This is a genomic window from Pontibacter ummariensis (genome assembly GCF_900188175.1).
Classification (GTDB): Bacteria; Bacteroidota; Bacteroidia; order Cytophagales; family Hymenobacteraceae; genus Pontibacter; species Pontibacter ummariensis.
The window spans coordinates 14,523-40,384 of the sequence record NZ_FZOQ01000008.1; the positions used below are offsets into that span (position 1 = coordinate 14,523).

Annotated in this window: 23 protein-coding genes; 14 read left to right on the top strand and 9 right to left on the bottom strand. The window is 51.3% G+C overall.

Annotation, left to right across the window (positions count from 1 at the left end):
* The first annotated feature begins 23 nt into the window (after nt 1-23).
* The 3 genes from CHB92_RS26295 to CHB92_RS10165 are packed head-to-tail and all read left to right on the top strand — an operon-like array spanning nt 24 to nt 1,756.
* Nucleotides 24-629 carry an MBL fold metallo-hydrolase gene (locus CHB92_RS26295; RefSeq protein WP_258179025.1) on the top strand — a complete coding sequence of 202 codons (606 nt, stop codon included), beginning with the start codon at nt 24-26 and terminating at the stop codon, nt 627-629.
* Nucleotides 620-1,165, top strand: coding sequence for an MBL fold metallo-hydrolase (locus CHB92_RS26300; RefSeq protein ID WP_258179024.1), 546 nt, complete (start codon nt 620-622; stop codon nt 1,163-1,165). The genes CHB92_RS26295 and CHB92_RS26300 overlap by 10 nt, the downstream gene beginning before the upstream one ends.
* Before the next feature lie 45 nt (nt 1,166-1,210).
* The gene (locus CHB92_RS10165) at nt 1,211-1,756 is read left to right on the top strand and encodes a 3'-5' exonuclease (protein ID WP_089319098.1); all 546 of its coding nucleotides are present in this window, start codon (nt 1,211-1,213) and stop codon (nt 1,754-1,756) included.
* 98 nt (nt 1,757-1,854) lie between these two features.
* On the opposite strand, the gene CHB92_RS10170 is transcribed toward CHB92_RS10165, so the two are convergent.
* The 4 genes from CHB92_RS10170 to CHB92_RS10185 form a co-directional block, all read right to left on the bottom strand.
* Nucleotides 1,855-2,706 carry a hypothetical protein gene (locus CHB92_RS10170; protein WP_245842450.1) on the bottom strand — a complete coding sequence of 284 codons (852 nt, stop codon included), beginning with the start codon at nt 2,704-2,706 and terminating at the stop codon, nt 1,855-1,857.
* Between the two features lie 158 nt (nt 2,707-2,864).
* Complete coding sequence (locus tag CHB92_RS10175; RefSeq protein WP_089319099.1) at nt 2,865-4,361, bottom strand: hypothetical protein; 1,497 nt, start codon at nt 4,359-4,361, stop codon at nt 2,865-2,867.
* Complete coding sequence (locus CHB92_RS10180) at nt 4,355-4,897, bottom strand: RNA polymerase sigma factor (protein WP_089319100.1); 543 nt, start codon at nt 4,895-4,897, stop codon at nt 4,355-4,357. The genes CHB92_RS10175 and CHB92_RS10180 overlap by 7 nt, the downstream gene beginning before the upstream one ends.
* A gap of 75 nt (nt 4,898-4,972) precedes the next feature.
* On the bottom strand, nt 4,973-5,824 hold the full coding sequence (locus CHB92_RS10185; RefSeq protein WP_089319101.1) for an Ig-like domain-containing protein: 852 nt from the start codon (nt 5,822-5,824) through the stop codon (nt 4,973-4,975).
* A 32-nt stretch (nt 5,825-5,856) separates the two neighbouring features.
* Here CHB92_RS10185 and CHB92_RS10190 point away from each other — a divergent pair, with 32 nt between their 5' ends.
* The gene (locus tag CHB92_RS10190; RefSeq protein WP_089319102.1) at nt 5,857-6,414 is read left to right on the top strand and encodes a 3'-5' exonuclease; all 558 of its coding nucleotides are present in this window, start codon (nt 5,857-5,859) and stop codon (nt 6,412-6,414) included.
* Nucleotides 6,415-6,752: 338 nt separating this feature from the next.
* Nucleotides 6,753-9,380 (top strand): cyanophycin synthetase, encoded by a 2,628-nt coding sequence (cphA, locus tag CHB92_RS10200; protein WP_089319104.1) that lies wholly within the window; start codon nt 6,753-6,755, stop codon nt 9,378-9,380.
* A gap of 514 nt (nt 9,381-9,894) precedes the next feature.
* Here cphA and CHB92_RS10205 read toward each other — a convergent pair.
* A complete protein-coding gene (locus CHB92_RS10205; protein WP_089319105.1) occupies nt 9,895-10,776 on the bottom strand; it encodes a Rieske 2Fe-2S domain-containing protein in 882 nt (293 codons plus the stop codon).
* 484 nt (nt 10,777-11,260) lie between these two features.
* On the opposite strand from CHB92_RS10205, the gene CHB92_RS10210 reads away from it, so the two are divergent.
* The 4 genes from CHB92_RS10210 (at nt 11,261) to CHB92_RS10225 (ending at nt 15,747) form a co-directional block, all read left to right on the top strand.
* On the top strand, nt 11,261-12,382 hold the full coding sequence (locus CHB92_RS10210; protein WP_089319106.1) for an HNH endonuclease domain-containing protein: 1,122 nt from the start codon (nt 11,261-11,263) through the stop codon (nt 12,380-12,382).
* Nucleotides 12,357-13,235: an HIT family protein gene (locus tag CHB92_RS10215; protein WP_089319107.1), complete on the top strand. Its 879-nt coding sequence runs from the start codon at nt 12,357-12,359 to the stop codon at nt 13,233-13,235. Before CHB92_RS10210 ends, CHB92_RS10215 begins: the two co-directional genes overlap by 26 nt.
* Before the next feature lie 222 nt (nt 13,236-13,457).
* Nucleotides 13,458-14,444 (top strand): aldo/keto reductase, encoded by a 987-nt coding sequence (locus CHB92_RS10220; RefSeq protein WP_089319108.1) that lies wholly within the window; start codon nt 13,458-13,460, stop codon nt 14,442-14,444.
* 61 nt (nt 14,445-14,505) lie between these two features.
* Nucleotides 14,506-15,747, top strand: coding sequence for a cysteine desulfurase-like protein (locus CHB92_RS10225; protein WP_089319109.1), 1,242 nt, complete (start codon nt 14,506-14,508; stop codon nt 15,745-15,747).
* 57 nt (nt 15,748-15,804) lie between these two features.
* Here CHB92_RS10225 and CHB92_RS10230 read toward each other — a convergent pair whose 3' ends face one another.
* Nucleotides 15,805-17,940 (bottom strand): elongation factor G, encoded by a 2,136-nt coding sequence (locus CHB92_RS10230; RefSeq protein ID WP_089319110.1) that lies wholly within the window; start codon nt 17,938-17,940, stop codon nt 15,805-15,807.
* A gap of 478 nt (nt 17,941-18,418) precedes the next feature.
* Here CHB92_RS10230 and CHB92_RS10235 point away from each other — a divergent pair, with 478 nt between their 5' ends.
* From CHB92_RS10235 to CHB92_RS10255, 5 genes are all read left to right on the top strand, one after another.
* On the top strand, nt 18,419-18,730 hold the full coding sequence (locus tag CHB92_RS10235) for a hypothetical protein (protein WP_089319111.1): 312 nt from the start codon (nt 18,419-18,421) through the stop codon (nt 18,728-18,730).
* 131 nt (nt 18,731-18,861) lie between these two features.
* Nucleotides 18,862-19,329 (top strand): MaoC family dehydratase, encoded by a 468-nt coding sequence (locus CHB92_RS10240; RefSeq protein WP_089319112.1) that lies wholly within the window; start codon nt 18,862-18,864, stop codon nt 19,327-19,329.
* Between the two features lie 646 nt (nt 19,330-19,975).
* On the top strand, nt 19,976-20,302 hold the full coding sequence (locus tag CHB92_RS10245; protein WP_089319113.1) for a hypothetical protein: 327 nt from the start codon (nt 19,976-19,978) through the stop codon (nt 20,300-20,302).
* Nucleotides 20,303-20,535: 233 nt separating this feature from the next.
* Nucleotides 20,536-20,955: a hypothetical protein gene (locus tag CHB92_RS10250; RefSeq protein ID WP_144266297.1), complete on the top strand. Its 420-nt coding sequence runs from the start codon at nt 20,536-20,538 to the stop codon at nt 20,953-20,955.
* A gap of 151 nt (nt 20,956-21,106) precedes the next feature.
* The gene (locus CHB92_RS10255; protein ID WP_089319115.1) at nt 21,107-21,289 is read left to right on the top strand and encodes a hypothetical protein; all 183 of its coding nucleotides are present in this window, start codon (nt 21,107-21,109) and stop codon (nt 21,287-21,289) included.
* A 1,088-nt stretch (nt 21,290-22,377) separates the two neighbouring features.
* Here the strand turns inward: CHB92_RS10255 and CHB92_RS25790 are convergent.
* The 3 genes from CHB92_RS25790 to CHB92_RS10270 all read right to left on the bottom strand — a co-directional run bounded on the left by CHB92_RS25790 (nt 22,378) and on the right by CHB92_RS10270 (nt 25,853).
* A complete protein-coding gene (locus CHB92_RS25790; RefSeq protein ID WP_179223008.1) occupies nt 22,378-22,524 on the bottom strand; it encodes a hypothetical protein in 147 nt (48 codons plus the stop codon).
* A 163-nt stretch (nt 22,525-22,687) separates the two neighbouring features.
* The gene (locus CHB92_RS10265) at nt 22,688-24,202 is read right to left on the bottom strand and encodes a SpoVR family protein (protein WP_089319117.1); all 1,515 of its coding nucleotides are present in this window, start codon (nt 24,200-24,202) and stop codon (nt 22,688-22,690) included.
* A gap of 382 nt (nt 24,203-24,584) precedes the next feature.
* Entirely contained in the window at nt 24,585-25,853 is a 1,269-nt protein-coding gene (locus tag CHB92_RS10270) for a YeaH/YhbH family protein (protein WP_089319118.1), read from the bottom strand.
* Nucleotides 25,854-25,862: the final 9 nt, after the last annotated feature.

Sequence of the window (25,862 nt, forward strand, 5' to 3'; positions counted from 1 at the left end):
TTTGCCCTGGATATCCAACTAACATGAAGAAGCCCTTTCGGATTACCCTGTACCTTATTGCCTTCCTTGTCCTGTTAACTGCCGTAGCGGGATGCTCCTTGATGAAGCTTTCCCCACAGTTCGGCGCTGAAGCGGAAGGAGCACGGCTGGAAAGGATACAGCAATCGCCCAACTATGCCAACGGAGAATTCCGGAACCTGGTGGAGACCAACATGGACCTGGGCTTTAAGGGCTATATAAAGCTGCTCTCGTCCCGGATCTTCGGCGACAATGAGAACCAGACGCCAGACAGGAAGATACCCGTCCGGAAAATAGAAGCAGACAGACTGCAGCGCGTGCCCGATAGCGCCACGGTGGTGACCTGGCTGGGCCATTCCGCTTTTCTGATTGAAATAGACGGCAAGCGCCTGTTGCTAGACCCCATGCTGGGCAACAGGGCCTCCCCGCTCAGCTTCATGGGGCCCAGGCGTTTTTCAGAATTGCCTGTTACCGCCGGCGAAATGCCTCAGGTGGATGCCGTCCTGATCTCACACGACCACTACGACCACCTGGACCTTGGCTCCATTCAGGAGCTGGCCGAAAAGACGGAGCACTTTTATGTGCCACTAGGCTTGGGAATGTGCCACTAGGCTTGGGAGCCCACCTGGAACGCTGGGGCGTCCCGGCCCGCAAGATTACCGAGCTGGACTGGTGGCAGGAGGCCTCTTTCAAGGGGCTTACCTTTGCGGCGACTCCCTCACGGCATTTCTCGGGCCGTGGCCTCTCAGACCGCATGCAGACCCTGTGGACTTCCTGGGTGATCCAGGGCGAGGAAGACAAGATCTTCTTTAGCGGCGACAGCGGTTATTTCGAGGGCTTCAAGGCGATCGGCGACAAATACGGTCCCTTTGATCTTACCCTGCTGGAGTCCGGGCAGTACAACGAGCTATGGCCCAACATACACATGATGCCCGAGCAAACGGTGCAGGCACACCTCGACCTGCAGGGCAAGCTGCTGATGCCCATCCACTGGAGAACCTTTGCCCTGGCCATGCACGGCTGGAAAGAACCCATCGAACGGGTAACCGCCGAAGCAAAGAAACGGTGTGTGCCGTTCACCACACCCCTTATCGGGGAGCCTGTCATCCTGGATCAAAAAGCGCCGAAGCGGGACTGGTGGCGCTAGCTGCTATTTGTTAGGCAAGCCCTGCATTAATCCTTACCTTTGGCCATGGATTTTGTGACGATAGACTTTGAAACGGCGACGCCGCAGCGGGACAGCCCCTGTGAGGTCGGTGTGACCGTGGTGCGGGGGAAGCAACTGGTAGAGACCCGCTCCTGGCTAATCAAGCCTTTGTATTACCCGCACTTCAGTTCTTTTAATGTGGCCGTGCACGGTATTCGGCCCTCCGACGTAAAAGACCAGCCGGATTTCCGGGAGCTGTGGCCGGTGCTGCTGCCCTACCTGGAAGGACAGTTCCTGATTGCCCATAATGCCAGCTTCGACATGAACGTGCTGCGTAAAACGCTGGCTACGTACAACATCCCCCTACCGGAGGCGCGCTATGCCGGCAGCCTGAAGTTCTCCAAGAGCGTCTGGAAAGGCATGAGCCGCTACGACCTGAAAACGCTCTGCAACCTGCACCGGATCGATTTCCTGCACCACCGCGCCGCCTCGGATGCCCATGCCTGCGCCGCCTTGTCCGTCAAGGCCCTCGACTTAACGGGTACTACCTCCGAAGAAGAGTTCACCTTTAAAATGGGCAGCAAGATTTAAGCTACCGTGCAGCAACAATAAAAAAAGCCGCCATACTTTACGTACAGCGGCTGCTAATTAGTCTCCAAAGGCAAAGGGGTTCAAACCCAGAGAAGAAATTAATAGGTATACCTGTCGATGAAGGACTGTACCCACGGATATAACTCCAGCTTGGTAGCACGTTCTAACGGCATGCCAGACGCATGGTACACGTAGCTGTAGAACTCCTTGCCTGAACCGGGGTCTTTATAACCAGGGTTGTTTACAAACAGCTTGATACCTGGCAGGTAATAGGAGCTGTTTGTTAAAGGCAACGGGTTCTGCTTCTCGTCGAAGCTGCCCCACTTGATAACAGATGGCTGCCCCATGTCTTCCATTCGGTTGCTCGTAGACCAGGTCTGCACCAACTCCACCATGTTGCCGTTGGCATCATACTTATATTCTATGATGCCCAGTTTACCCGCATCGGTAGTGGCATAACTCATCACAGTTTCCTTTACCAGCTTGTCTTCCTGGTATTCAAATTTGTAGCGGTAGTTTACCAGGTTTTCGCCGTAATAGCGTACCGCCTCTACCACTTTGTCTCCTTCGTAAGTATAGAGCATGTAGTTGTTGCCCAGTTTATAATCCAAACGCACGGGTTTGTTGCTCTCATATTGAATAGTATAGCCGTGCGTGGGCTGATCGGAGTAGCTCACTTCAATCAGGCGGTTCTGGGCGTCATACGTAAACACCTGCGTGCCGAACTGCTTCACCAGGCTGTTAGCCGTAACAGGCGGCGTGGCAGGTGGTGTTGGCGTACTTGGGGTAGATGGTGTACTAGGAGGTGTGCTGGGGGTAGAGGGCGTTGTAGGTGTAGTTGGTGTTGTTGGCAGTACGTCTTCCTTGTCGCAAGCGGAGAAGGTAAGGGTGGCCAGGCTAAGCCCGACCAGGAGCAGAAGTTGATTAGGTTTCATGGCAATGCTTTTCATAGGTTTATTTTGACTGTAAGACCAGCCCATTTCCGAAACCGTTGCCTGGGGCAGAATTAATATTAAAAAATATTCTGTGATATGTTATGCCATAAGATAGTAGCGGTGGAGTAGCTACTGCTACTCCACCGCTACTATTATCTGTTTTTGTACCTTGCTTAGTGGTTAAACCTCCTTTTGAGCTGCAGGTTGAGACCCAGGGAGTATGGTTTTAGCCCCAGCGGTTCCCGCTCTTTATAGGTGGATCCCAGGAAGTAGTTTATAGTAGGCATTAGTGTTACTTCATAGTTTTCCAGCACCGATACATTATACCCCATACCAAACTGCAGATTATAATTCGACTGCTCCAGGATGTTCTCCACAGAAGGAAATTCCACCGTTTCCGTCCAAACTCCATTGCTGTACTGCTTCGTTCTGCCCTTGATAAGTAAGTTAGCGCCTCCGGCAACTGTAATATTCAACCTGCTGTTGCCTCTTTCCATAAAGTAATATGTGGCCCCCAGGCGGAGTCCTCCATAAGCATAGGAGCTAACCAGTTGGCGCTCCTCTGTTCTAAGTTTGGACTCTATAACTATCTGCCTGCCGCCTGTCTGTGAAACGTTGAAGGTATCTATCTCACCTGTGGTAAGCGTATAGGTAACGTTCTCCTTCAGCTGCATCCAGCTCAGGCCTCCTTCTGCAAATAGTCCTGGAGACAAAACCCGGCTGTAATTCGCGCCAAACTCAAAGCCCATACGTTCGGGATCCAGCTGATTGGCACTGCTTACTTTTGTTATAAGAATATCATCAGAGGCGTTCGGCACAAATTTTCTGAAAGCATAGCGAGGGGCAAAATATACTCCTGCTGTCCATTCATTCCTGCTATGTTCCTGCTTTTTCTGCGGAGTTGCCTTGGACTGCTGCTTTTCTTCAACAACAGCTTTTTCAGGTATAGCGGCTGCTTTTGTCTTTTTCTCTTTTGCAGGAGCTACCGCAGCTACTTCAGCGCCAGTTTTCTCTACTGCAGGAGTTTCTGTATCTCTTGTTTTAGTAGTCTTGTGTTTGCGCGCTTTCTTCTTATCAGGATACGGAAGAATAGGTGCTTCAGGAAGTAATCTCTTACTGATTTGGCCGCGCGGTATCATGTCTGCGCTATCAGCCACACTAGTGATGCTCACCGATATTACAGGAAGTTCAAGTATGAATTCTGCCTGAGGCCAGCGCCCTCCGTAAGTATGTTCAGGTGTCGATAAATAAGGTGTGGATGCCCCAGCAGTTAGAGCCGGATTTTCCTGGAGATCCTGCTGCATTACCTGTTGCTTCTTATCTACCGAGGTCTGAGCAAGCTGCTCTCCGATGTTGCTCTCAGGTACAGGCGGTACCGGAGCGACAGGCTGTTCTCCATTCACCTTCTCGTTTTTTAGCTTCCTCTTAGCTGACGGAATCTGTGTACTGGCAACCTGGCTTTTGTCAACCTGCCCGATCTCCGGCCCAGTTTTCATTAATTGATATGTACCTACCAGCAGCAAAAGAAGCAGTGGCAGGAACCACCACGAGCGCCATTTCTGCTTAGGCCTCACTTCAGCCTGTATACTCTGCCAGCTTCCCACAGGAGGCTCCTCTTCGAGCTCCAGCATTTTGCGCCTTATCTCTTCAAGTTCTTTTTCTGTTAGCATGCCTCAGAGATTTGTTGTTTCAAAAGGATCTTTTTCAAAAAGCTTTTCGCTTTCGCCAGTTGCGATTTTGAGGTACCCTCCGCAATGTTCAGTGCCTCACCAATCTCACGATGGTTGTAGCCTTCCACGACATAAAGGTTAAAAACCAGCTTATACCCTTCTGGCATAAGATTAATAAGCGCTTGCAGCTCCTGCCCCGAAATCTGGCTGATGATGTCTTCGGTAGAGGGAGTGCTTTCTTCAATGGTGCTGTAATCCAGCTGTTCCTGGTACTTGCGGTTCTTGTGGTAATGGTTGATAGCTGTATTCACAAATATCCGCCTAACCCATCCTTCAAAAGAGCCACCACTATACGAGTCGATGTGCTTAAACACCTTCACAAAAGCCTCGTGAAAAATGTCTTCCGCTTCGAATCTGGAACTAGTATAACGCACGCACACCGCCATCATCCGCCGGGAGTACAGCTGGTACAGCTTCTCCTGCGATGACGCTTTGCCCTCCTTGCATCCAGCTATAATTTCCTCTTCAGATAGCACGTAAATCTGTTTCGATATAATGTGGCACTAGTTAATCCTATCAATACTCCCAGAACGAATCAAATGCGCTTAGCTCTACTTAACTACTATCTTCACCTTTACTTCCTGATAGTAATTGGCATTTTCACCATCCCAGCCATTAGGATAAACCCGATAGGTAAAAGAATCTTCTCCTCTGAAATTTTTATTGGGGTAATAGACATAGAGAATATTCTTTTCACCTTCAAAATAATCCACAGTTTTTATTACACCATTTTCTGGGTGCCAGTACTTAGTGCCAAAATTGTAAGTACCCTTACAGATACTATCATTTAAGAACAGCCTCACTCCTTTAGAAGGCTTATTTACTGTGGTGATGATAGAGTCGGCTCCGAGTTGAAAAGTGCAGTTAGTGAAATCTGGACGATTGTCCACAACAAGCTTTATCTTCGCAGTTTTACAAGTCCCCCCGTTGCATACTTCGTAAGTAAGACTATCTAAGCCTACATAACCTGGTTTAGGTTTATAGCCCATGATCTTTTCACTGTCGTTTGCATAATTAGGGTAAATTTCCCCGTGCACCGGTTGGCTATAGGTTATCTTCTCATATACCTCTACTGTATCGTTCACAGCGCTCCAAACTCTGCTGTCTTGGTCATTATATACATAGAGCAGGTCATCGTTCAGCTTGAAGTTTGTGAAGGAAACCGGCGCTACATCCTCCTCTACCTGCTCACAGCCCCAGAGCGCCAGAGCGGCACTCGCCAGAGCCAGGAAAAACGCTTGGCGAACAGTTATATGTTTTCTCATCAGGTTATCTTTTTGTTTCTGGGGGTAAGACAGGGGGAGGTGTGAAAGCGTTGCCCGGAATACCGGAATAAAGATAGATTTTTTTGTTTCAGGTTGTTTCTGCACCTGTAGTATGCCATCATAATGTTTTTGGAACACTAAGGCGTCTTATTTTATCCTTACCTTTGGCCATGGATTTTGTGACGATAGACTTTGAGACGGCGACGCCGCAGCGGGACAGCCCCTGTGAGGTCGGTGTGACCGTGGTGCGGGGGAAGCAACTGGTAGAGACCCGCTCCTGGCTAATCAAGCCTTTGTATTACCCGCACTTCAGTTCTTTTAATGTGGCGGTGCACGGCATTCGGCCCTCCGACGTAAAAGACCAGCCGGATTTCCGGGAGCTGTGGCCGGTGCTGCTGCCCTACCTGGAAGGACAGTTCCTGATTGCCCATAATGCCAGCTTCGACATGAACGTGCTGCGTAAAACGCTGGCTACGTACAACATCCCCCTACCGGAGGCGCGCTATGCCGGCAGCCTGAAGTTCTCCAAGAGCGTCTGGAAAGGCATGAGCCGCTACGACCTGAAAACGCTCTGCAACCTGCACCGGATCGATTTCCTGCACCACCGCGCCGCCTCGGATGCCCATGCCTGCGCCGCCTTGTCCGTCAAGGCCCTCGACTTAACGGGTACTACCTCCGAAGAAGAGTTCTCCGTTAAAATGGGCAGCAAGATCAGTCGCCTCTGCTAATCCCTTTTGCAGCTATTTGCTGGCAACACCTTATATGCGAACAGCCGCTTTCCCTCGGGAGTGTGGCTGTTTTTTTTTGGCTGGTATAAGTTCGGAAACCATGCAGCGGAACAGATTAACGGCTACAACAAAGGCCCAGGTGTACGCACTTATCTTCCTACGCACAGTACGATTCTTTGTCAAAAGAGCCTCTTTTGCCTCTTGTCCCGCTGCCGTTTTGGCGTGTTCTACGTATAACTTTCTACCTTCTGCTACATCTTCCTCCCTCATTTATCAAGTGATGGTATTGTTTATTCGTTTTTATTAAAGCTGGGGATAAGTCGGTACCCGGAACATCCATGAAAATCCTTGAACTTAAAATAATGCGCGGGCCAAACTACTGGTCCATCAAGCATCCGAAGATCATCGTACTGAAACTGGACCTCCAGGACCTGCAGGATACCCAGACGAACGAAATACCAAACCTGGAGCAGAAGCTATTGAAGCTGCTCCCCGGCCTTTACAGGCACCGCTCCTCCGAGGGCACCGAAGGGGGCTTTATCCGGCTGGTGAACGAAGGGACCACGCTGAGCAAGGTCGTGCAGCACGTTGCCCTGGAACTGCAAACCATCGCAGGCATGGACAGCGGCTACGGCAGGCGCTATGCCTCCAGCCAGCCGGGGGTGGACTTCGTCGTGTTCTCCTACCAGCAGGAACGGGCGGGCGAATACGCTGCCGAGGCGGCCGTACGCATTACCGGGGCCCTGGCCCGTGGGGAGCGGGTGAGCGTGATCCAGGACGTGGCGAAGCTGCACCAGATACGGGAAGACGAGTATTTCGGGCCAACGACCGAGGCCATTGTACAGGAGGCCGTGAACCGCGACATCCCCTATATCCAGAACAGACAGAGCGGGCTCATCCACTTGGGCTATGGCATTTACCAGAAGCGTATACAGGCGGCCATGAGCAGCAATACCTCCTGCTTTGCGGTAGAGAGTGCCGGCGACAAAAACGTCACGAAGCGGATACTGGCGGAAGCAGGCATCCCCGTGCCACAGGGCCGCACAGTGTCTAACACGCGCGAACTGGAAGAGGCGGTGGACGAGTTAGGCTACCCACTCGTCACCAAGCCCCTGAACGGCAACCAGGGCAAGGGGGCCAGCATCAACATCCCGAACTGGAAGGAGGCACAGAAAGGCTTCGCAGAGGCAAAACGCTACGCCGAGGCCGTGATGGTAGAGCAGTTCATAGCCGGCTTCGACTACCGGCTGCTCGTGATCGACGGCAAGTTCACCGCCGCTGCCAAACGTACTCCGGCCATGGTGACCGGCGATGGTACCGCTACGATCCGCCAGCTGGTAAACGCAGTAAACAAAGACCCGCGCCGGGGGGTGGGCCACGAGAAGGCGCTCACGCACATCAAGATCGACAAGATCAGCCGCGGCATCCTGCGCGAAAAAGGCCTTACCTTAGATTCCGTGCTCCCCAAGGGCCAGGTGCTGTACCTGAAAAACACGGCCAACCTGAGCACCGGCGGCACGGCTACCGATGTCACAGATGTCGTGCACCCTTACAACGTGCTGATGGCCGAGCGCATTGCCGGCATCATCGGCCTGGATATTTGCGGGGTCGACGTGATGACCTCCGACATCGCCATCCCCTTACCTGAAACCCGGGGGGCCGTGATAGAGGTGAACGCCGCGCCGGGGCTGCGGATGCACATCTCCCCTACCGAGGGCCTGCCGCGCAACGTGGCCGAGCCAATCATCAACATGCTGTTCCCCTACGGCTGCCCCTCCCGCATTCCCATTGTGGCGGTAACGGGCACCAACGGCAAGACCACCACCACCCGCCTGATTGCCCATATCCTCCAGTTCAAAGGCCACAAGGTGGGCTATACCACCACCGACGGCATTTACATACAGGGCCGCAAGATCATTAAAGGCGACACCACGGGCTCCTACAGCAGCGAGTTTGTGCTGAAAGACCCGACCGTGAACTATGCGGTGCTGGAGTGCGCCCGGGGCGGTTTGCTGCGCTCGGGCCTGGCCTTTACGCAATGCGATATCGGGGTGGTGATGAACGTGACGGAAGACCACCTGGGGCTGGGCGACATCAATACCGTGGAGGACATGGCCAAGGTAAAGGGCGTGATTCCCAAAACAGTGTGCCCGGATGGCTATGCCGTGCTGAACGCCGACGACGACCTGGTGTACGGCATGGCCAGTGGCCTCCGCTGCAAAGTGGCCTTCTTTAGCCTGGACGAGTCGAATCCGCGCATCATCGAGCACACGGCCAAAGGCGGACTGGCGGCGGTGTTCGAAGACGGCTATATCTCTATCTTCAAGAACACCTACAAGATCCGGATCGACCGGGTAGCGGACATACCGCTTACCTTCGGGGGCAAGGCCCGCTTCAACATCTACAATGTGCTGGCGGCTACCCTGGCAGCTTATATCTCGCACATGGAGGTAAACGAGATCAAGACGGCGCTGCGCACCTTTATCCCCTCGCCGGAGACCACCCCAGGCCGCATGAACCTGTTTCACCTGCCGCATGCCGAGGTGCTGGTGGACTATGCCCATAACATTGCCGCCATGCAGGCCATCGGGGAGTTTGTCAGCCAAACCGAAGCGAGCACCAAGATCGGGATCATCGCCGGCATTGGCGACCGCCGCGACGAGGACACGAAAGAGGTAGGCCGTATTGCCGCCGAGGTATTTGATCAGATCATCATCCGGCAGGACAAAGACCTGCGCGGGCGCGCCGGCAAAGAGATCAACAGCCTCTTGAAGGAGGGAATTTTTGCGGTAAAACCAGAGCTGGAACCTCTTGAGATAAATCAGGAAACACGGGCCCTGGCCTATGCCCTGGAGTATGCACCGGACGGCGCTTTCATTGCCCTTTTCTCGGAGGACATCCCGGAAGCAGTAAAGCTGGTGGAGAATTTCCGGGTGATCCAGCACCGGAAGTCGGCGATGGAGTAAGAAGTTGCAAGCATGGGCAAGGGTTTGATTTGAATAAATTGGCGTTGTGGTGGCTTATTCAAGGGCTCATGAATTCACTGTTGTTACTTCTGTTCGTTGTCCGAGCTGATGTTTTACTGCAGAACTCTCGCAGGTTATGAGAGGGCACTGGCAGTTTCTTGTCTAAGTTGGCGTAGGGTCTGCTTATCCACGGCTCTAATGAAGCCCTTTTGCATAGAGGAGGGCTTTGCGCTCCCCGTCTGGGGTAGGGGCCTTTCTGAAGCGAGGGCGGGTTTTCCTGCTCAGCGCTGCCGGGGCTAGGGCCTCACGGTTTCGTTTCCTGCCAGAGCCCCTCTGTTCAGCATTGTCTTTCGTGCACTCCCCTCCTTATTTAAGGAGGGGTGCCGAAGGCGGGGTGGTTCATCTCTTTTCGAGGGCCCCTCCCCTGGCGCCTTCGCCCCTGCTCCACACCACCTCTCCGGAAGGGTCTTGTCCAAATCAACCGGAGAGGTCACCGCACAGGGATTCTTCTCTACTACCCTTTTGACCGCACCTCGATCTGGCCGTCCCGGACGCGGACTTCAAAGGCGGGTTGTGGCTCGGATGCCGGGCCCTGCTCAATCTTGCCATCCTCCAAAGAAAAGACGGAGCCATGCCAGGGGCAGCGCACACGGCCGTCTGCCAGCAGGTCGCCATCAGAAAGCGGGCCGCCCATGTGGGAGCAGCTGTGTGCCAGCGCAAACACCTTCCCCTCCTGCCGGGCTAGCAGCACCGGTACGTCCCCGGCTTTCACGCAGCGCATGCTGTTTTCTGCCAGTTCCTTTTCCGGCAAAACTACCACAAAGTCTTGTAGCTTCCTGGCTCCTGCAGGGGAATGGTCTACCCCGATGCGCTTGCTGTAAACGAGGTGCCCGCCCAGGTAAGCTCCCGCACCCACGATCCCGTAGCCCAGCATAGACAGGCCAATGGCCGCTCCGCGCGTTTTCCTGCGCCGCCGCAGCAACAGGGAGGTAACGTAGAGGGCAGCCGCGCCCGCATTCAGCATGCCGTGCATCAGGCCGAGTTTTCGCTTTTCTTTGGTCGTGCCGGTCCAGTCCGCCAGTCCCGAAAGGGCCGCGCCTACCGCCCCGACTAGTCCCACAGCCACAGCAGCATCCGCGCCGGGCGCATACTTTTTCTGGCCCAGCAGTTCCATGGTGTCCAGCACGGCGGCTGTCGTCCAGGACCCGACCGGCACATCTGTGATCGCCGGATGAAGCGGATGCCCAAGCCAAGTGCCGTGCAGGGCGTTCTTGATTTGCTGGCCGGTTTCGCCGCCTGCTTTAAAAGCATCCACGACCGCAGGCTGAAGAGCATCGCCAGCCGTTTTCAGCCATTCTTGTTGCTCGATGGTATTGATCAACGTATTCTGCTCCATTTGCTTTTATCTCCTTTTCTTTTGGATGGTGTTGCTATGAACGCAGCTTCAGGAAAGGAGGTTTTGCAGGGAAGTCTTACCTGTTCTGGAGCAAGGTTTTTCGTAAGAGAAGCAGCTTTGGGGAAAGAACTCCCCCTGTGGACTAACTATTTTCTTTTGGAGCATCACCTATAGTAACACCACCCCTCCCGCTGTAGCTATATTTATACCTCCGGTACACATATGCAGAAGTATATCATACTAGTGATACTACCTTTGATTTTAGAAATACTATTTAGATCGTTCGAAGCTTCTTCAGAAGCCCTTCCTACAATTCACTAACGACGTTACTGTTTTCATTATGGTCTCTAGTTAGTAGGATATAAATTTTGTGATAAACCGAAAAGAAGCGATTGGAGGGCTCTCTTGAGACAATTGCACCCTATATTAAAAGGTCATATATTGATACTTGTATACATAGAAAGTACGACTGACAGAATAAACGATGGATGCTCAAACCTTTAGTAACATTAGTAAAATAATTGAACGAGATAGTAAATTCACAACCTATAAATTTGCTTTACTAAGGGGTACAATAGACATAGTACAGGAGAATTCTCCATTTATTCTCGTCCGTGGAAATGTTGTAGAAATACCTTTAGGCTTAATGATAGAGAAATGGATCCTTTATTATTATCCAATTCTAGCTTCTCCTCAACTTGTTCCACAAATAAATGGTAAAGACAAAAAGCTTGCGTTTGGTAAACACTTTGATGAAATCATAAAGCATTATAGACATCACGGGGGACTATCTTTACTCTACAACGAGCTACGAAATCAAGGTGTAAGCTTAGAAATAAGAGACAAATTTCTAAATCTTTCCAAGTCTTTAAAAAGAACAATTGTAGAACAACCAATGCGCTATATTGGAGGATCTATTTCAAACAAGCATTATTCAATTTTCAACTATCAAGGCACAAGTAAAAGAATAACGTGTAAGTCTCTGAATACGCAATGGCTCGTTGATTCTTTTGGCTCTTTCACTATCCCTTTCTCTTATTATGAGGCCTTTAAAGTATTAGGTAGCTTTTTGGGTGGAACAGATTCTATACTTTTCAAATGGGCTGAGTTTTCAGTAAGTGCATCAAGAGATGCACTTACAACAGAAAAAGTAATACATGAAATTTTAAAGGGCCCGATTACGAAAAGAGACGCAAAGGATTCAAAAGACTTGTACAAATCTATTTTAGGAGAAAAACAGCAAGTTGAGTGCGTTTGGTCAGGTACAAACATAGTCAAATATGATGTCGACCACCTAATACCTTTTTCTGTATGGAAGAACAACGACTTGTGGAATCTACTACCGGCATCGCCTAAAGTAAATAACCAAAAGCGAGACAAAATTGCATCTTTAACTCTTTTAGACAAGAGAAAGGACACTATTATTTACTATTGGGAGCTCATTCAACAAAAGTTCAATGAAAAGTTTTTTAATGAGTTAAGCATCTCTCTAACGGGGTACATTGACAAACAGAACTGGCAAAACAGAGCTTTTGAACAACTTAAAAAGACAAGTTCAAGCCTAATTAATATTCGAGGTTATGAGGAGTGGAACTATACAAAATAACACCTATAGCCATTTAACAGCTAAAGAGAGAGATACCATTTCCTTTCCTGCAAGAATCATCAAAGAAAGGCAGCTATTGAAGGGAGCTATTTTAGATTTTGGATGCGGATTAGGTAAAGATGTTGAATTATTAAATAGTATAGGCCATAATGTAACAGCTTATGATCCATTCTATTTTCCTGATTATCCTAAAAAGCTTTTCGATACAATTATTTGTTTTTACGTGTTAAATGTCCTTCTTCCTAATGAACAGGAACACGTATTAATGAATGTCTCGTCATTACTAAAGTCAAATGGTAAAGCTTATTTTGCTGTTCGAAGAGACATACAGTATGAAGGTTTTAGGCTTCATAAACTTCATCAAAAGCAAACTTATCAGTGCAATGTTCTACTACCTTTTAAGTCTATATTTAAAAATGAAAGTTGTGAAATTTATGAGTACCAACATTACACAGCTTTGCACCAAGGAAATGAGCAATTAAGTCCTTTTCTGAAGGGTAACGAAGAAAGAGAATTAGTTACTGAAAGCACTGAAGCATTTACAATTTATGATAAATATCCTGTCAACCCCGGGCACTGCTTAATTATACCTAAGAGAATAACAGCAAATTATTTTGATTTAACTGTCGCCGAGCAACAAGCTTGTTGGTCCATGGTAAACAAAGTTCAAAATATTTTACAAGAGCAGTATAATCCTGATGGCTTTAATATAGGTGTTAACGTTGAAGAAGCAGCCGGGCAAACCATACCACACGTTCACCTTCATGTAATTCCCCGTTATAATCATGATATGGAAGACCCAAGAGGAGGAGTACGAAATGTAATACCTTCTCGAGGAAACTATTTAAAATAAGCCCTGAGAACAATGAGTTTGGACTCCACTACGCTTTAAGCCTAATAAACCCAGGCCCTTGCCTCCCCTTCCTTCCCATCTCTCCAACCTGGTGCACTGAACCGCCTTGATAAATAACCAAACAAGAAAGCACAAACAGCTGTTAAAGCCCTAAAGCAAGCCCCGGGTTTGTTTCCATTCTTTTCATGCTTATTTTGGGTAAACCACATAGCGACATAGATCATGCAATACAGAAAACTAGGAAAAACAGGATTTGAGGTATCAGAAGTATCATTGGGTACCTGGCAAGTAGGCGGCCGCTGGGGCGACGCCTTTGATGAGCAGAACGCCGCACAGATTATTAACAAAGCCATCGATGAAGGGGTTAATTTTATTGACACCGCCGATGTGTACAGCGAGGGCCAGAGCGAGGCTGCCGTGGCCAAAGTAGTCAAAAGCCGGAGCGAGCAGGTGTACATCGCCACCAAGTGCGGCCGCCAGATCTCCCCGCATACGTCCGAAGGCTACACGCCCGAACGCCTGAAGGGTTTTGTGGAGCAAAGCCTGCGCAACATGCAGCTCGAAACCCTGGACCTGATCCAGCTGCACTGTCCGCCAACAGAGGTCTACAACCGTCCCGAAATATTTGAAACGTTCGAAAAGCTAAAAGAGCAGGGCAAGATCCGGAACCTGGGCGTGAGCGTGGAACTGGTGGACGAAGCCCTGCTGGCCATGCAGTACCCGAACGTGACCACCGTGCAGATCATTTACAACATGTTCCGCCTGAAGCCGGGCGAGGAGTTCTTCTCAAAAGCGAAGGAAAACAATGTCGGCATCATCTCGCGGGTGCCTTTGGCAAGTGGCTTACTTACCGGTAAGATGAGCCCGGAGACGAAGTTCGGCCCGGAAGACCACCGCACTTTTAACCGGCAGGGAGAAGCCTTTGACAAGGGAGAGACTTTTTCGGGCGTTGACTTTCACCTGGGGCTGGAAGCCGTGGAGGAACTGCGAAAGGTGTTCCCCGGGCAGGAGCCTTTGGCCGCATGGGCCTTGCGCTGGGTGCTGATGTCGCCGGAAGTAAGCACCGTGATCCCTGGCGCTTCGCGTCCGGACCAGGTAGAGGCGAACATCAAAGCCTCTAACTTACCGGCCCTGAGCCAGGAACAAATGCAGGCGGTACAGCAGGTGTATGACCAATACATCCGGCCATCTGTGCACGAGCTCTGGTAAGGGACCAGAACCGCGCCAACACCTCTTTCACCCAAACAAGCACCTTTCAACAAGCTAAGACATGAGTACCTTATCCGTACAGCAGCTTCGCGCTGACTTCCCTGCCTTACAGGAGACAAAAGACAGGAAGCCTTTTATCTATTTCGACGGTCCCGGCGGCACCCAGATGGCGCAGCAAGCCGTGGATGCCATGGTGGGCTATATTACGAGCGGCATGGCCAATTTACATGGCGCTTTTGAAACCAGCGTAAAGACAGACCGCTTACTGGAAGATGGCCGGAAGGCAGTGGCGGACCTTCTGAACTGCACCCCACAGGAGGTAGCCTTCGGGCAGAACATGACCTCCCTTGCCTTTTCCATTGCCCGCAGCCTGGGGCCTTTCATCACGGCCTCGGATGAAGTGGTGGTGACGGAGCTGGACCACCGCGCCAACGTAGACCCCTGGGTCACGCTGGCCAAAGACAAGGGGGCACCCGTGACCTTTATTCCGGTGAACCCCGACACTTACACCCTGGAGCTGGACAAGCTGCACGAGCTTATCACCGAGAACACGAAACTGGTGGCCGTGGGCCTGTCGTCGAACGTAACGGGTACGGTAACGGACATCGCCCGGATCATTGCCCGGGCAAAGGAAGTAAACGCCCTGGTGGTGGTGGATGCCGTGCATGCGGTGCCCCACCTTTCCCTGGACTTTAAAGACCTGGGCTGCGATGTGCTGCTGTGCTCGGCCTATAAGTTCTTCGGTCCGCACGTGGGCATTGCCGTAATCGCCGCTTCCCTTTTCGAGAAGCTGCCCGTGTACAAGCTGCAGCCCGCCCCGCAGGAGATACCCGATAAGCTGGAAACCGGCACCCAGAACCACGAAGCCATCGCCGGTCTGATCGGGGCCATTTCATTCATCGAAAACCTGGGGGAAGGCGCTACCCGGAGAGAACGCCTGCAGTCGGGCATGCAGCGGATAGAGGCACATGAGCAGGAGCTGAGCGACCGGATCGAGGCCTTTTTAAAGCGTGTGCCGGAAGTGCGCCTGTACCGGGCACCGGAAGGCACGCCCAAGACGCCCACCTTCGCCTTTACCCTGGATAACATAAACGCCCGCGAAGCCTCGGCCTGGTTTGCCGAACGCTACAACATGAACATTGCCGACGGCCACTTTTACGCCTCTACCATGGCCGAGAAGCTGGGTGTAAACCCCATGGGCGGCTGGATCAGGATTGGCTTGGCGCCTTATAATACCCTGGAAGAGGTAGAACTTTTTGAGCAGGGCCTGCAAGCGTTCTTAAGCGAGCATAGCAGCCAATAGCTGCGCCCGCTTAAGAACGCTTGTCTGAAGAATGGCAGGGGTACCTTCGCAGAAATGCTAGTGGGCCTCTGCCATTTCTGTTTTACCATGTTCCGCGCTGATGCTCTTCTGCATGTCGGCCGGCACCGGGGCATATGCGGCGAAGTGGCTGCGCACGATGGCCCGGCCCTGGCTCAGGTTGCGGATAGAGGCCAGGAGCTTGTCCAGCTCGGCCAGTGGTGCCCGGGCCCGGATCACCTGGTAGTCCTGCTCCATTTCCATGTTCAGGATAATCCCTCTCCGGATCTGCAGTTCCGTCATCATGTCGCCCAGCAGCGAAAGCGGCACCCTTACTTCCAGCTCCTGTACCGGCTCCAGCAGGAGGGGCTCTGCCTGCATAAAGGCTTCCCGGAAGGCCATCATCCCGGCGATCTTAAAGGAAATGTCGTTGCTGTCGACGGGGTGCATTTTGCCATCAAATACGCTCACCCGCACGTCGCGCACGTAGGAACCGGTGAGCGGCCCCTGCTCCATTTTCTCCATCACCCCTTTGAGGATAGAGGGCAGGAAGCGGCCATCGATCACCCCGCCCACAATGCAGTTGTTGAACACCAGTTTGCCGCCCCAGGGCAGGTCGATCGTTTCTGTTTCCCGTACCGGGTGCTCCTTCAGCGGGGGCATGCCTTCGTAGTAGGGCTCCACCTGCAGCGACACCTCCCCGAACTGCCCGGCTCCTCCCGACTGTTTTTTGTGGCGGTAGGTGGCCGTGGCGGCCCGCTGGATGGTTTCGCGGTACGGCACCTTCACTTTCTGGAACTCGACCTGCATTTTGTACACGTGCTCCAGCCGCCATTTTGTGACCATCAGGTGCAGCTCGCCCTGGGTGGCCAGGATGAGTTGCTTCAGTTCCTGGTCGTAGCTCACCTCCACGGTGGGGTCTTCCATGTGTATCTCGCTCAGCACCTCCCCCAGCTTCTCCTCATCCTGCCGGTTGACGGCGGTAACCGCCACCCGCCATTTCGGATCCGGAAACTGTATCGGCTCGATACTGCCTGTGGCCTCCTTGCCGTTCAGCGTATGGTTGGTGTAGGTGTTCCGCAGCTTTAGCGTGCAGCCAATATCCCCGGCCTTGAGGCACTCCACGGGGTTACGGTTCTTTCCATCGGTTATAAACAACTGCCCGATGCGCTCCACTGTGTTCGTCTTCTCGTTCTGCAGTTCCATGCCGGTCGTTACTTCCCCGGCCAGTACTTTAAAGAAAGACAAACGACCCAGGCGCGGCTCAATCAGGGTTTTAAAGAAAAACAGGCGGGTGGGTGCCTGCGGATCACAGGGTACCTCCTGCCCGTCTTCGGTGCCCTCCGGGGGCATTTCGGTGGCAGAAGGCGCCACATTGTCGATAAAGCCCATCATGCGGCCCGAGCCCATGTCTTTTTTCGCGGACAGGCAGAACACCGGGAACACCTCGTGCTTCATCATCCCTATTTTCAGACCCTGCCGCATTTCGTCTTCGTCCAGCGTGCCCTTCTCAAAGTACTTCTCCATCAGGCCCTCATCGTTCTCCGCCGCCTTTTCCACCAGCTCGTTGTGCAGCGCGTTCGCCCGCTCCTGCTCGCTGTCGGGTATGGGGAGCTTTTCGGGCTTGCCCCCTTCTTCCGGAAACTTATAAAGCACCATCTTCAGCAGGTCCACGATGCTGTCGAAGCCCAGCCCCGTATTGACAGGATATTGCATGATGGTGACCGCCGGCCCAAAAAAGAGCTTCGCTTCCTCGATGGTTTGCTTGAAACTGGCCCTGCCGGAGTCCAGCTGGTTCACAGCCAGGATGGTGGGCTTTTTATAGCGGTCCACATAACTCCAGAGCAATTCGGTGCCTACTTCCACCCCGTTCTGGGCGTTGAGCAACAATACCGCCGTGTCGCACACCCGGATGGAGGAGATCACCTCCCCCACGAAATCGTCGAGGCCGGGGGTATCCATCAGGTTGATCTTGTAGTCCCGCCACTCGGTATGCAGGCTGGTCGCATACACGGAACTGCCGCGCTCGTGCTCCACCTCGTGGTAATCGGAGACGGTGTTGTGCTCCTCTACTGTCCCACGGCGGTTAATGATGCCTGCTTCGAAGAGCATGGTTTCGGCGAGCGTTGTTTTACCGCTTTTCGCAGGGCCTAGCAGCGCTACGTTTTTGATGTGTTTTTCGTCATACGTCTTCATACAGGTAAGATTTACAGGTTGTGTTACAGATAGAAGGTTTAAACGGAGGCGGCACACTAACACACTGCACATCAGGCCGCTACACTTAACTTATGCGAGAAATAAAGGCAAAAGGTTATTTTTTGTATTAGTATAATACAAACGCACTCAAAAAGCGGCAGCACCGGTCTCATTTATCACTCCGGCGCCTCATTCCACAACGAAATGCCACTCTACAGGCCAGGAAAAGCCCGAAGGGAAGGGAGTTAGAAAATGGTTTTATCGGGTAGAGCTGCAGGTGGTACCACACAGCAGGCGCTGGACCAATTACAAAAGCACAGGGGCTAAGGCTGCCGCTCATCTAATACAAGTGCTATACCCTTACGATTACTTGAGACAGTTACAAAGAGCAGACTGTCCTCTTGAGGGGATTAAGGGAGTGTTTCCATTACAATTAATCCTATATTGCAGGGTATTCCTTTTTAAAGCTTAGCGTACCATGAGCATACAACTCCCTTACACCAGCATTGTCCGGGAAGCTTTCAGCCTTTACCTGGACCAGCAGATCGATTTGGATACGTTGATTGAGCGGCTACGTGAAATTGAACTGCAGGTGATGTCGGAGGACCCGGACGAGGAGGAAACCGGAAAGCGCCTGTGGTTCCGTTTTTTTGAAGGTGACCCGCTGCAAACCACGATCGAAGACATCGAAACGGACCTCAGCCAGCCCTCCCACCCCAACAGCATGATCCTGCAACGCGGCATCGCCCTGGGCCTGGAAAGCAACGAACTGGAAGTACACTATTCTTAGCTCGTCTAACAGAGTTTCCCGCACCTTTTAAAGGCAAGCACTTTTGAAAGAGGAGGCGGAGATAAATAAATTTAGCTTAATATTGTAGTTAGTATATCTCACCAAAGAACAAGCTAATAACAACAACAGCCATGAGCCAACTCAAGATCAGCAGCCTGCAGGAATTAGCCGAATATGAAGGCAAGGAAATGGGCGTGTCGGACTACCACACCATCACGCAGGAGCAGATAAGCAAATTCGCAGACGCCACCCTCGATCACCAGTGGATCCACCTGGACGCCGAGCGCGCCAAAACAGAAACTCCCTTTGGTGCCACCATTGCCCATGGCTACCTGACCGTATCGCTGCTCCCCTACCTCTGGCACCAGATCGCCTCTATCGAGAACCTGAAGATGCAGGTAAACTACGAGATCGAAAGCCTGCGCTTTAACCAGGCCGTGACCGTGAACAGCGACGTGCGCCTGCGCGCCAAGCTCCTCTCGGTAAAAGACCTCCGCGGCATCGCCAAAGCCCGATTGGAAGTTACCCTGGAGATAAAAGACAGCAAGAAACCAGCCTTTACCGGCATTATTACTTTTTTGTATCACTTCGAGGGGTAGAGCCTAAGTATAATCTGCTTATGACAGAGAAACTTGCGTTTCGCCTAAGCTTTGATAGAAACTGCTAGTTTGACTATTGCCTAAGCTGGCGTAGGGGCGGCTGATCCTGTAGAATCACAAGCGTCCTTTTTCATTGTTTCTTAAGTGCGCTCCACGTCCGCGAGGGCGCGTTTTCCCGCTCGGCGCTGGGACATTTTCTGCGCTTACCGCGCTACCGCTCACGCGGTACCGAAAATCTCCAAAGGCGCCTCCCAGAAAAACTGGGTAAGATTTCTTTCTTCGATCACGAAGTAGGAACTTCAGATACCTTAATCGTCCTTACTTCTACTACAAGGCAGAGAAGGTAACCAAGTGCACCGATGACGATTTTTTGTTTGAGCGTTCAGCGAGTGGGGGAAGGGGCCCTCGATTCAAAATCGTCTTGATTCTTTTGCTTACGGGGGTAGGGGCCCTCTCTTTTTCTCTAAGAGGGCCCCTACCCCCATCAAGGAGAAATTAAGGCCCAGCCGGCGAGGCGAAAAGCTAGACAGGAGCTATAGCTTCAAAAATATGTTTATAGCCTGCAAAAGAACATAACAAAAGTAATCTACACGAAACCCTTTTGTCACCACCTTAACCTTACAAGCCCCACCAAGTATACCCTACTATGGAAAACCCGCATCTGGAAAACTGGGACGAAGAAAAATACACCCACCTGAACACCTACTTCCGCATCCGGATAGAGCAGCTGCTGCGCCAGGATCCTGAACTACAACAGCTGTTGGAGCAAAACAAAGCCCAACTGCAGGACGTGGTCAACAGTATGAACGAAGACGACCAGGAACGCTGGCAGGAGTTCGTGGAGCTGGACCAGCAAAAGCTGCAAATCGACATGTGGAACCACCTGCACGGCATCGGCACCCCTTATAACCCCCGCACCGGCTTCCGTGGCCCTGACGCTGACGAAGACGAAGAGGCCCCCAGACCCTGGTAATAACACCAGCTGCTGACTGGAGCCTCTGCTTTACTATACCTCCCCTACCCTCACCGGGGCTTTCCGTTTCTCCTACACGGCTACGTCCTTTTGCAGAGCAGTACAAAACCCCTGCCAGTGCTCCCCAAACAAGAAAACACACCTTCCTGCCCTTATAATAACACCATAAAAAACGTATATAACACCAAAACATTTTAATTTGATGATCCGCAAGCAAATCCATGAGCAAGCCTATGAAAACCTTTGTTTACCGCCTGTTAGCTGTAGGGCTGCTGCTTTGCCAGGTATTAACGTCGTGCTACAGCTATAGAAACACGACCAGGAGCGGGGAGCTCTCCCCTCCTGAGCTCGCATCCCAGTTTAAGCCGGGCAAACTCTACAAGGTTACCTCCTCGTCGGGGGATGAGACGAAAATCAGAGTGACGGGCATGGATGACACCTACCTGTATGGTACCATCTACACCCTCGACTACGCTGGTAACACGATGAAAGCACCCGATAGCGCTGTTCCCTTGGATCAGATAGTTAAAGTGAAGGAAAAGAAGCTTAACGTACTGTTAACGATTGGCGTCGTGGTCGTGCCTGTGGCACTTTCATTTTATATTGTTTCTGAGACTTGCTGCGATTTTAACCCTTTCCCTAATGGGCTGTAAAGGCCAGCGCCTTCCTCTGCAAGGTGGCCTTGCGTCCCTTCCAAATTCTTTGTTCTTCTCCCGTTTATGAAAAATAAAAGGTGGTCCTGTACGCACCGTTCCCCTTCTTTCGGGAAGTTCTGGAACGAAGCCCTCCCTGAAAAACAATAAGTTGAAAAAGACGACCAAATGGGCTGTTAAATCGTTAGCTTTAGAAAATATAAACGAAAGGATCATGGCTAAGTCACAGAACGCCCGAAAAGAAGAAAAGAAGAAACCTGCGAAAACGACCAAGGAAAAAAGAGCTGAAAAACAGGAAAAGCAGCAGGAAAAGAAGAAAGACAGATCTGTTTAACAGACAACAACCTAAAACGCCCCGGATCGCAACTTTACCTTGCTACCCGGGGCCTTTGCTTTGGCACCTGTTCGCAATCTCATTTGCAGCTAAAGCTGCTGCTAGTTAATACTCAACATCCCTTACTGAAGGGACAAGAGTCTGTACAAAATTGCCTGAAGCAGGACTGACAGGAATTTAGGATGGAGCAGATCTGCTGATGCATTTTTATGGCCTTGTTCTATAAGCGGCACACGTCCGGACAGCTTGCTGCTTGGCTTTATATGGCAATAAATTAATAATTTATCTAACGTAAATTCGGAATTAACCTTTGAAATTTCCGTTTCTGAGGCCTTCAACATTAACATTTAACTGCTTCTTCATCTATTTAAGGAGATGGAGCCTCAAAACACTGATAAACAGCTAACTGCTTGTGTTTGATTAATACTTATAACTATGCATATTGTATTGATTTACAGTCAACTAAATGCTGTTTAATTCCCGAGTTCACGTTTTATCTACAGTTTAAACGATGAGAGCGAGCTCTCATTTAAACGAAACATACCCGGTAAGCTGTCACTCCTCCCCTAATCTTGTAAGCAAAGTTTTAGACTCACCTTTTAGCCCCAGCGGGGCGATATGTTTGTAGAAAACAGCCCCGTCCCTCTAAAGCTCCGGAGGAGCGGCATGTCCCATATATAATCAAGGGCTGCTCCGACAGGGTTAAAGTAATTGCCGCAAGCGGATGTAAAACCCACCCCTACCCCTCCCAAGAGGGGAATCTTTACCTATGCCTGATGGCATCTGCGCCTAACAGAACTCCTTGCTGCCGAGAACAGGAATCTTTACCTGTGCCTGATGGCATCCCTTGCCCCTCTTAAAACGGGCCCGTTTCATTCTTTTCCACCTGAAAAAGCCAGGAATAAGCTATTCCTTTTGAGGAAGAAACTGCCATTCCTTACAGGAGCCGGTTCAAATATAGGGTCAGGGGCTTATCCTCCATGGAATTAAGTTTAATCTACCAACTCACAAGATCCTTTCAGGATGACAGAACAGCAGGGAACCTTCTGGAAAGTTTAAGAAAAAGACTTCCTGTTTTTAAAGTAAAGCTACACGTACACTGTCATCACCCCTTGCAACGAAAGAATGATGCTTTGCTGCACGAACACCTGATTCCCCTCCTCGGAGGGGCTAGGGGTGGGTAAAAAGCCTTGCGTTCCCGTGTCCGATACCAGGCACAAACCAAAGCCATCCATTTCGCCAATCGTAATTTTAACCTCACAGTTACCCTACGTAAGACTCCTTTTCCAAAAAGTGACCCTCTATTATTTAACATAACATTTATACTAAAGAACAACAGCCTCTGCCCTTATAAAAAGGCAGAGGCTGTTGTGATGATACAGGGTTCTTAGCAATCCCCTACTTCACCTCAAAAGTACTCTCGTTTATCCCCAGCTTGTTTTTGGAATGCAGCTCCACCGGAAATCCCCAGAGGTAGCGGATGTGTTCCAGGGTAGCCTGTGTGCTGTCGGGGTCCAGCTTGCGGTCTTTCTGAATGTAGTGGGTCAGGTATAACTTACTCGTCTGGTGCAGGTCTACCTTCGTGACCTGTATGTTGGGTACATGAAAAGACCGGTCGTACTGGTTGCTCAGGTACTCCCGCACCTTCCGGTAGCCCCGTTCGTTGTGAATCGCGCCGATCTCATACTCTTCCTCATGCTCGTTGTCGAGTATAGTAAACAGCCGCATGTCACGGATAACCTTAGGCGACAAGAACTGCAGGATAAAGCTATCGTCGCGGTAATTCTCCATCACGTAATGTACCTGGTCCAGCCAGTCTTTCCCGATCAGGTTCGGAAACCAGGCTCTGTCTTCGTCAGTCGGCTCCTGACAAATGCGCTTAATGTCCATGAAGATATTAAAGCCCAGCGTGTAGGGGTTCAGGCCCGAATAAAACTTGCTTTTATAATCGGGCTGGTACAACACGCCGCTGTGGCTTTTGATAAACTCCAGCATAAAGCCGTCGTTCACGTAGCCTTCTTCAAAAAGTTTATTGATAATGTGGTAGTGGGTGAACGTGGCGAAGCCCTCGTTCATCACCTTGGTGGCACCCTGTGGGTAGAAATACTGCGACACCTTGCGTACGATGCGAATGATTTCCCGCTTCCACTCAGGCAAAGCCGGGGCATACTTTTCGATAAAATAAAGGATATTCTCTTCCGGCTCTTTCGGAAACTTTTGCTCCTCTCCTAGTGCTCCCTCCGGTAGGCTAGGCATGGAGGGCAGGGTTTTCCAAATCTCGTTGTAGTTCTCCCTTTTAACGGCCGTTAGCTTTTTCAGCCGCTCGGTTTCTTCCCGGGCCGACTTCTTGGAAGGCTTTTTATACTTGTCTACCCCGTGGTTCATGAGCGCATGGGCCGCGTCCAGCACCATCTCTACCTCCTCTTCGCCATGTTCTTCCTCACACTTCATAATAAAGTCGCGGGCAAACACCATGTAGTCCAGGATGGAATCAGCAGAGGTCCAATCGAGAAACATGTAGTTATTCGCAAAAAAGGCATTATGGCCCTGGCAGGCGTGGGCGATCACCAGTAGCATCATACAGGTGGAGTTGTTCTCCATGTTGTAGCTGATGCAGGGGTTGGAGTTGATCACCATCTCGTAGGACAAGCCCATACGCCCCTTGGTATAGTTATTCTGGTTCAGGACGAAGTCTTTGCCGAACTTCCAGTGCGGATAGGAAGTCGGCAAACCGGTTAGGGCATAGGCGTCCAGCATCTGCTCTGAAGTCACGATCTCGATCTGGTTTGGATAGGTCTTCAGTTTCAGGTACTCCCGCCCTATCCGGCTGATCACCTCATCCGCCGCCTCCAGCGTTTCGTAGTCCCAGTTCGGGTTGCAAAACATTGCTCTGTATTTCTCTTTATCCATCATGGCTTTAGATCTTATGAAGTTGGCTCTTGCTTGACGGCACGCAGGCAGTCCTCGGTGCAAGCTTGCAACTCCTTCCGTTTTCAAGGCAGAAACAAACGCTTTCAGTTTAGCAGCAACAATACTGTTTCAGCTAAACTCAGGCTACTATTTAATTACCGGAGACACGGCTACTCCTGTGCCGGCGCAGGCGTCCGCTTGTGCCTTGCCGCTTCATTCAATTTAAAGGACCCAGCACAGTTAATGAAGGGTATTTAAACTCTCCTCTCTTGCACGGCAGCTCAAGTTCTTTGGGACAAGCGGACGCTTGCGCCAGGAAGCGCCAAAGCACAACTACTCTTATAACCAGCACATCCACTCCTCGAGGAAGTCCTGGTTAGGCAATTTACCCCTCTGCTACCGCATTGCGTTTCCGGAACAGGCCCTGGAAAACGGGCCAGATCTCGTAAGGCTCGTACAGGTGCCGGATCGAGAACTCCTCGTCGTTGCTGATGCGCTTATAGGCCTGCCACAGATCGCTTTCCCTGCCCTTGTTATTGATCTCGATGTAGGCCATGTACTGTACAGCGGGCAAAATCGTCTCCCGCAACAGGCTCTTACATTCCAGGGCATCCTGCTTCGACCACACATCCCCATCCGAGGCCTGGCAGCAGTACACGTTCCAGTTGTCATCGTAGCGTTCCCGGATGATCTTGTCCATCAGCTTGAGTGAGGGGGCCACAACGGTACCGCCACTTTCCCTGGAATTGAAGAACTCCTCTTCGTTTACCTCCTTGGCTTCGGTGTGGTGCCGGATAAAAACCAGCTCCACGTTCTTGTACTGGCGGGTCAGGAAGATATAAAGGAGCGTGAAGAAACGCTTGGCAATATCTTTTTCATGATAGCCCATGGAAGCCGACACGTCCATGATGCAGAACATCACAGCAGAGGTCACGGGCAGAGGTATCCGTTCGAAGTTATTGTAGCGCAGGTCGATGTCCTCGAAAAAAGGAATGGTATTGGCCTGCCGCCTGACCTTCTCTATCTCCTGCTCCAGGGCTGCGATCTCGTCGGGGTCGGTTAAGCCCGCCAGCTTCTCTTCCAGGGCCTTTAGCTTTTTATCAAAGACCCCTTTCAGGGCCAGCTGCCGCCCCAGCGACTGCTGGTAACTGGACTTGATGTTTAACCGGGAAGGCACGCTGTCGCGGGTATAGCCGGCTCGTCGCATTTCGTAGTTCTCGGTGCTTTCCATCAGCTTCTTCACCATGTTGGGCAGCGCCAGGTCATCAAAGAAATACTTCAGGAATTCCTCCCGCGACAAGACCACCGTAAACTCATCTTCCGTTATCTCAGGGCTATTCGATCCTTTCCCGGGACCACTGCCAGCGCCCCCTCCCTTTGGTTTGGGGACGCGGTCGCCTTCGCTAAACCGGTCGTTTCCCGGCTTCACGATCTGCTTTTTACCAGTGGCCGGGTCATGGCGGAAGTTCGGCTCATCCAGTCCGCGCACGGGCACCTTTACGCTGCCCCCGGTCTGGGTATCCTTAATGCTCTCCTGGCTGATGATATCCGGGATCGCCTTTTTGATCTGGTTCTCGACCCGCTTCAGGAACTTCTGCCGGTTGCCCGTAGACTTCCCCTTATCGTTCTTTCTTCTATCGATGATATGACTCATGCGCTGCCC

Coding starts and splice junctions, on each gene's coding strand:
- CHB92_RS26295 (WP_258179025.1), top strand. CDS start 24: ATGAAGAAGCCCTTTCGGATTACCCTGTACCTTATTGCCTTCCTTGTC.
- CHB92_RS10165 (WP_089319098.1), top strand. CDS start 1,211: ATGGATTTTGTGACGATAGACTTTGAAACGGCGACGCCGCAGCGGGAC.
- CHB92_RS10170 (WP_245842450.1), bottom strand. CDS start 2,706: ATGAAAAGCATTGCCATGAAACCTAATCAACTTCTGCTCCTGGTCGGG.
- CHB92_RS10175 (WP_089319099.1), bottom strand. CDS start 4,361: ATGCTAACAGAAAAAGAACTTGAAGAGATAAGGCGCAAAATGCTGGAG.
- CHB92_RS10190 (WP_089319102.1), top strand. CDS start 5,857: ATGGATTTTGTGACGATAGACTTTGAGACGGCGACGCCGCAGCGGGAC.
- cphA (WP_089319104.1), top strand. CDS start 6,753: ATGAAAATCCTTGAACTTAAAATAATGCGCGGGCCAAACTACTGGTCC.
- CHB92_RS10205 (WP_089319105.1), bottom strand. CDS start 10,776: ATGGAGCAGAATACGTTGATCAATACCATCGAGCAACAAGAATGGCTG.
- CHB92_RS10210 (WP_089319106.1), top strand. CDS start 11,261: ATGGATGCTCAAACCTTTAGTAACATTAGTAAAATAATTGAACGAGAT.
- CHB92_RS10215 (WP_089319107.1), top strand. CDS start 12,357: ATGAGGAGTGGAACTATACAAAATAACACCTATAGCCATTTAACAGCT.
- CHB92_RS10220 (WP_089319108.1), top strand. CDS start 13,458: ATGCAATACAGAAAACTAGGAAAAACAGGATTTGAGGTATCAGAAGTA.
- CHB92_RS10225 (WP_089319109.1), top strand. CDS start 14,506: ATGAGTACCTTATCCGTACAGCAGCTTCGCGCTGACTTCCCTGCCTTA.
- CHB92_RS10230 (WP_089319110.1), bottom strand. CDS start 17,940: ATGAAGACGTATGACGAAAAACACATCAAAAACGTAGCGCTGCTAGGC.
- CHB92_RS10235 (WP_089319111.1), top strand. CDS start 18,419: ATGAGCATACAACTCCCTTACACCAGCATTGTCCGGGAAGCTTTCAGC.
- CHB92_RS10240 (WP_089319112.1), top strand. CDS start 18,862: ATGAGCCAACTCAAGATCAGCAGCCTGCAGGAATTAGCCGAATATGAA.
- CHB92_RS10245 (WP_089319113.1), top strand. CDS start 19,976: ATGGAAAACCCGCATCTGGAAAACTGGGACGAAGAAAAATACACCCAC.
- CHB92_RS10250 (WP_144266297.1), top strand. CDS start 20,536: ATGAAAACCTTTGTTTACCGCCTGTTAGCTGTAGGGCTGCTGCTTTGC.
- CHB92_RS25790 (WP_179223008.1), bottom strand. CDS start 22,524: ATGGATGGCTTTGGTTTGTGCCTGGTATCGGACACGGGAACGCAAGGC.
- CHB92_RS10265 (WP_089319117.1), bottom strand. CDS start 24,202: ATGATGGATAAAGAGAAATACAGAGCAATGTTTTGCAACCCGAACTGG.
- CHB92_RS10270 (WP_089319118.1), bottom strand. CDS start 25,853: ATGAGTCATATCATCGATAGAAGAAAGAACGATAAGGGGAAGTCTACG.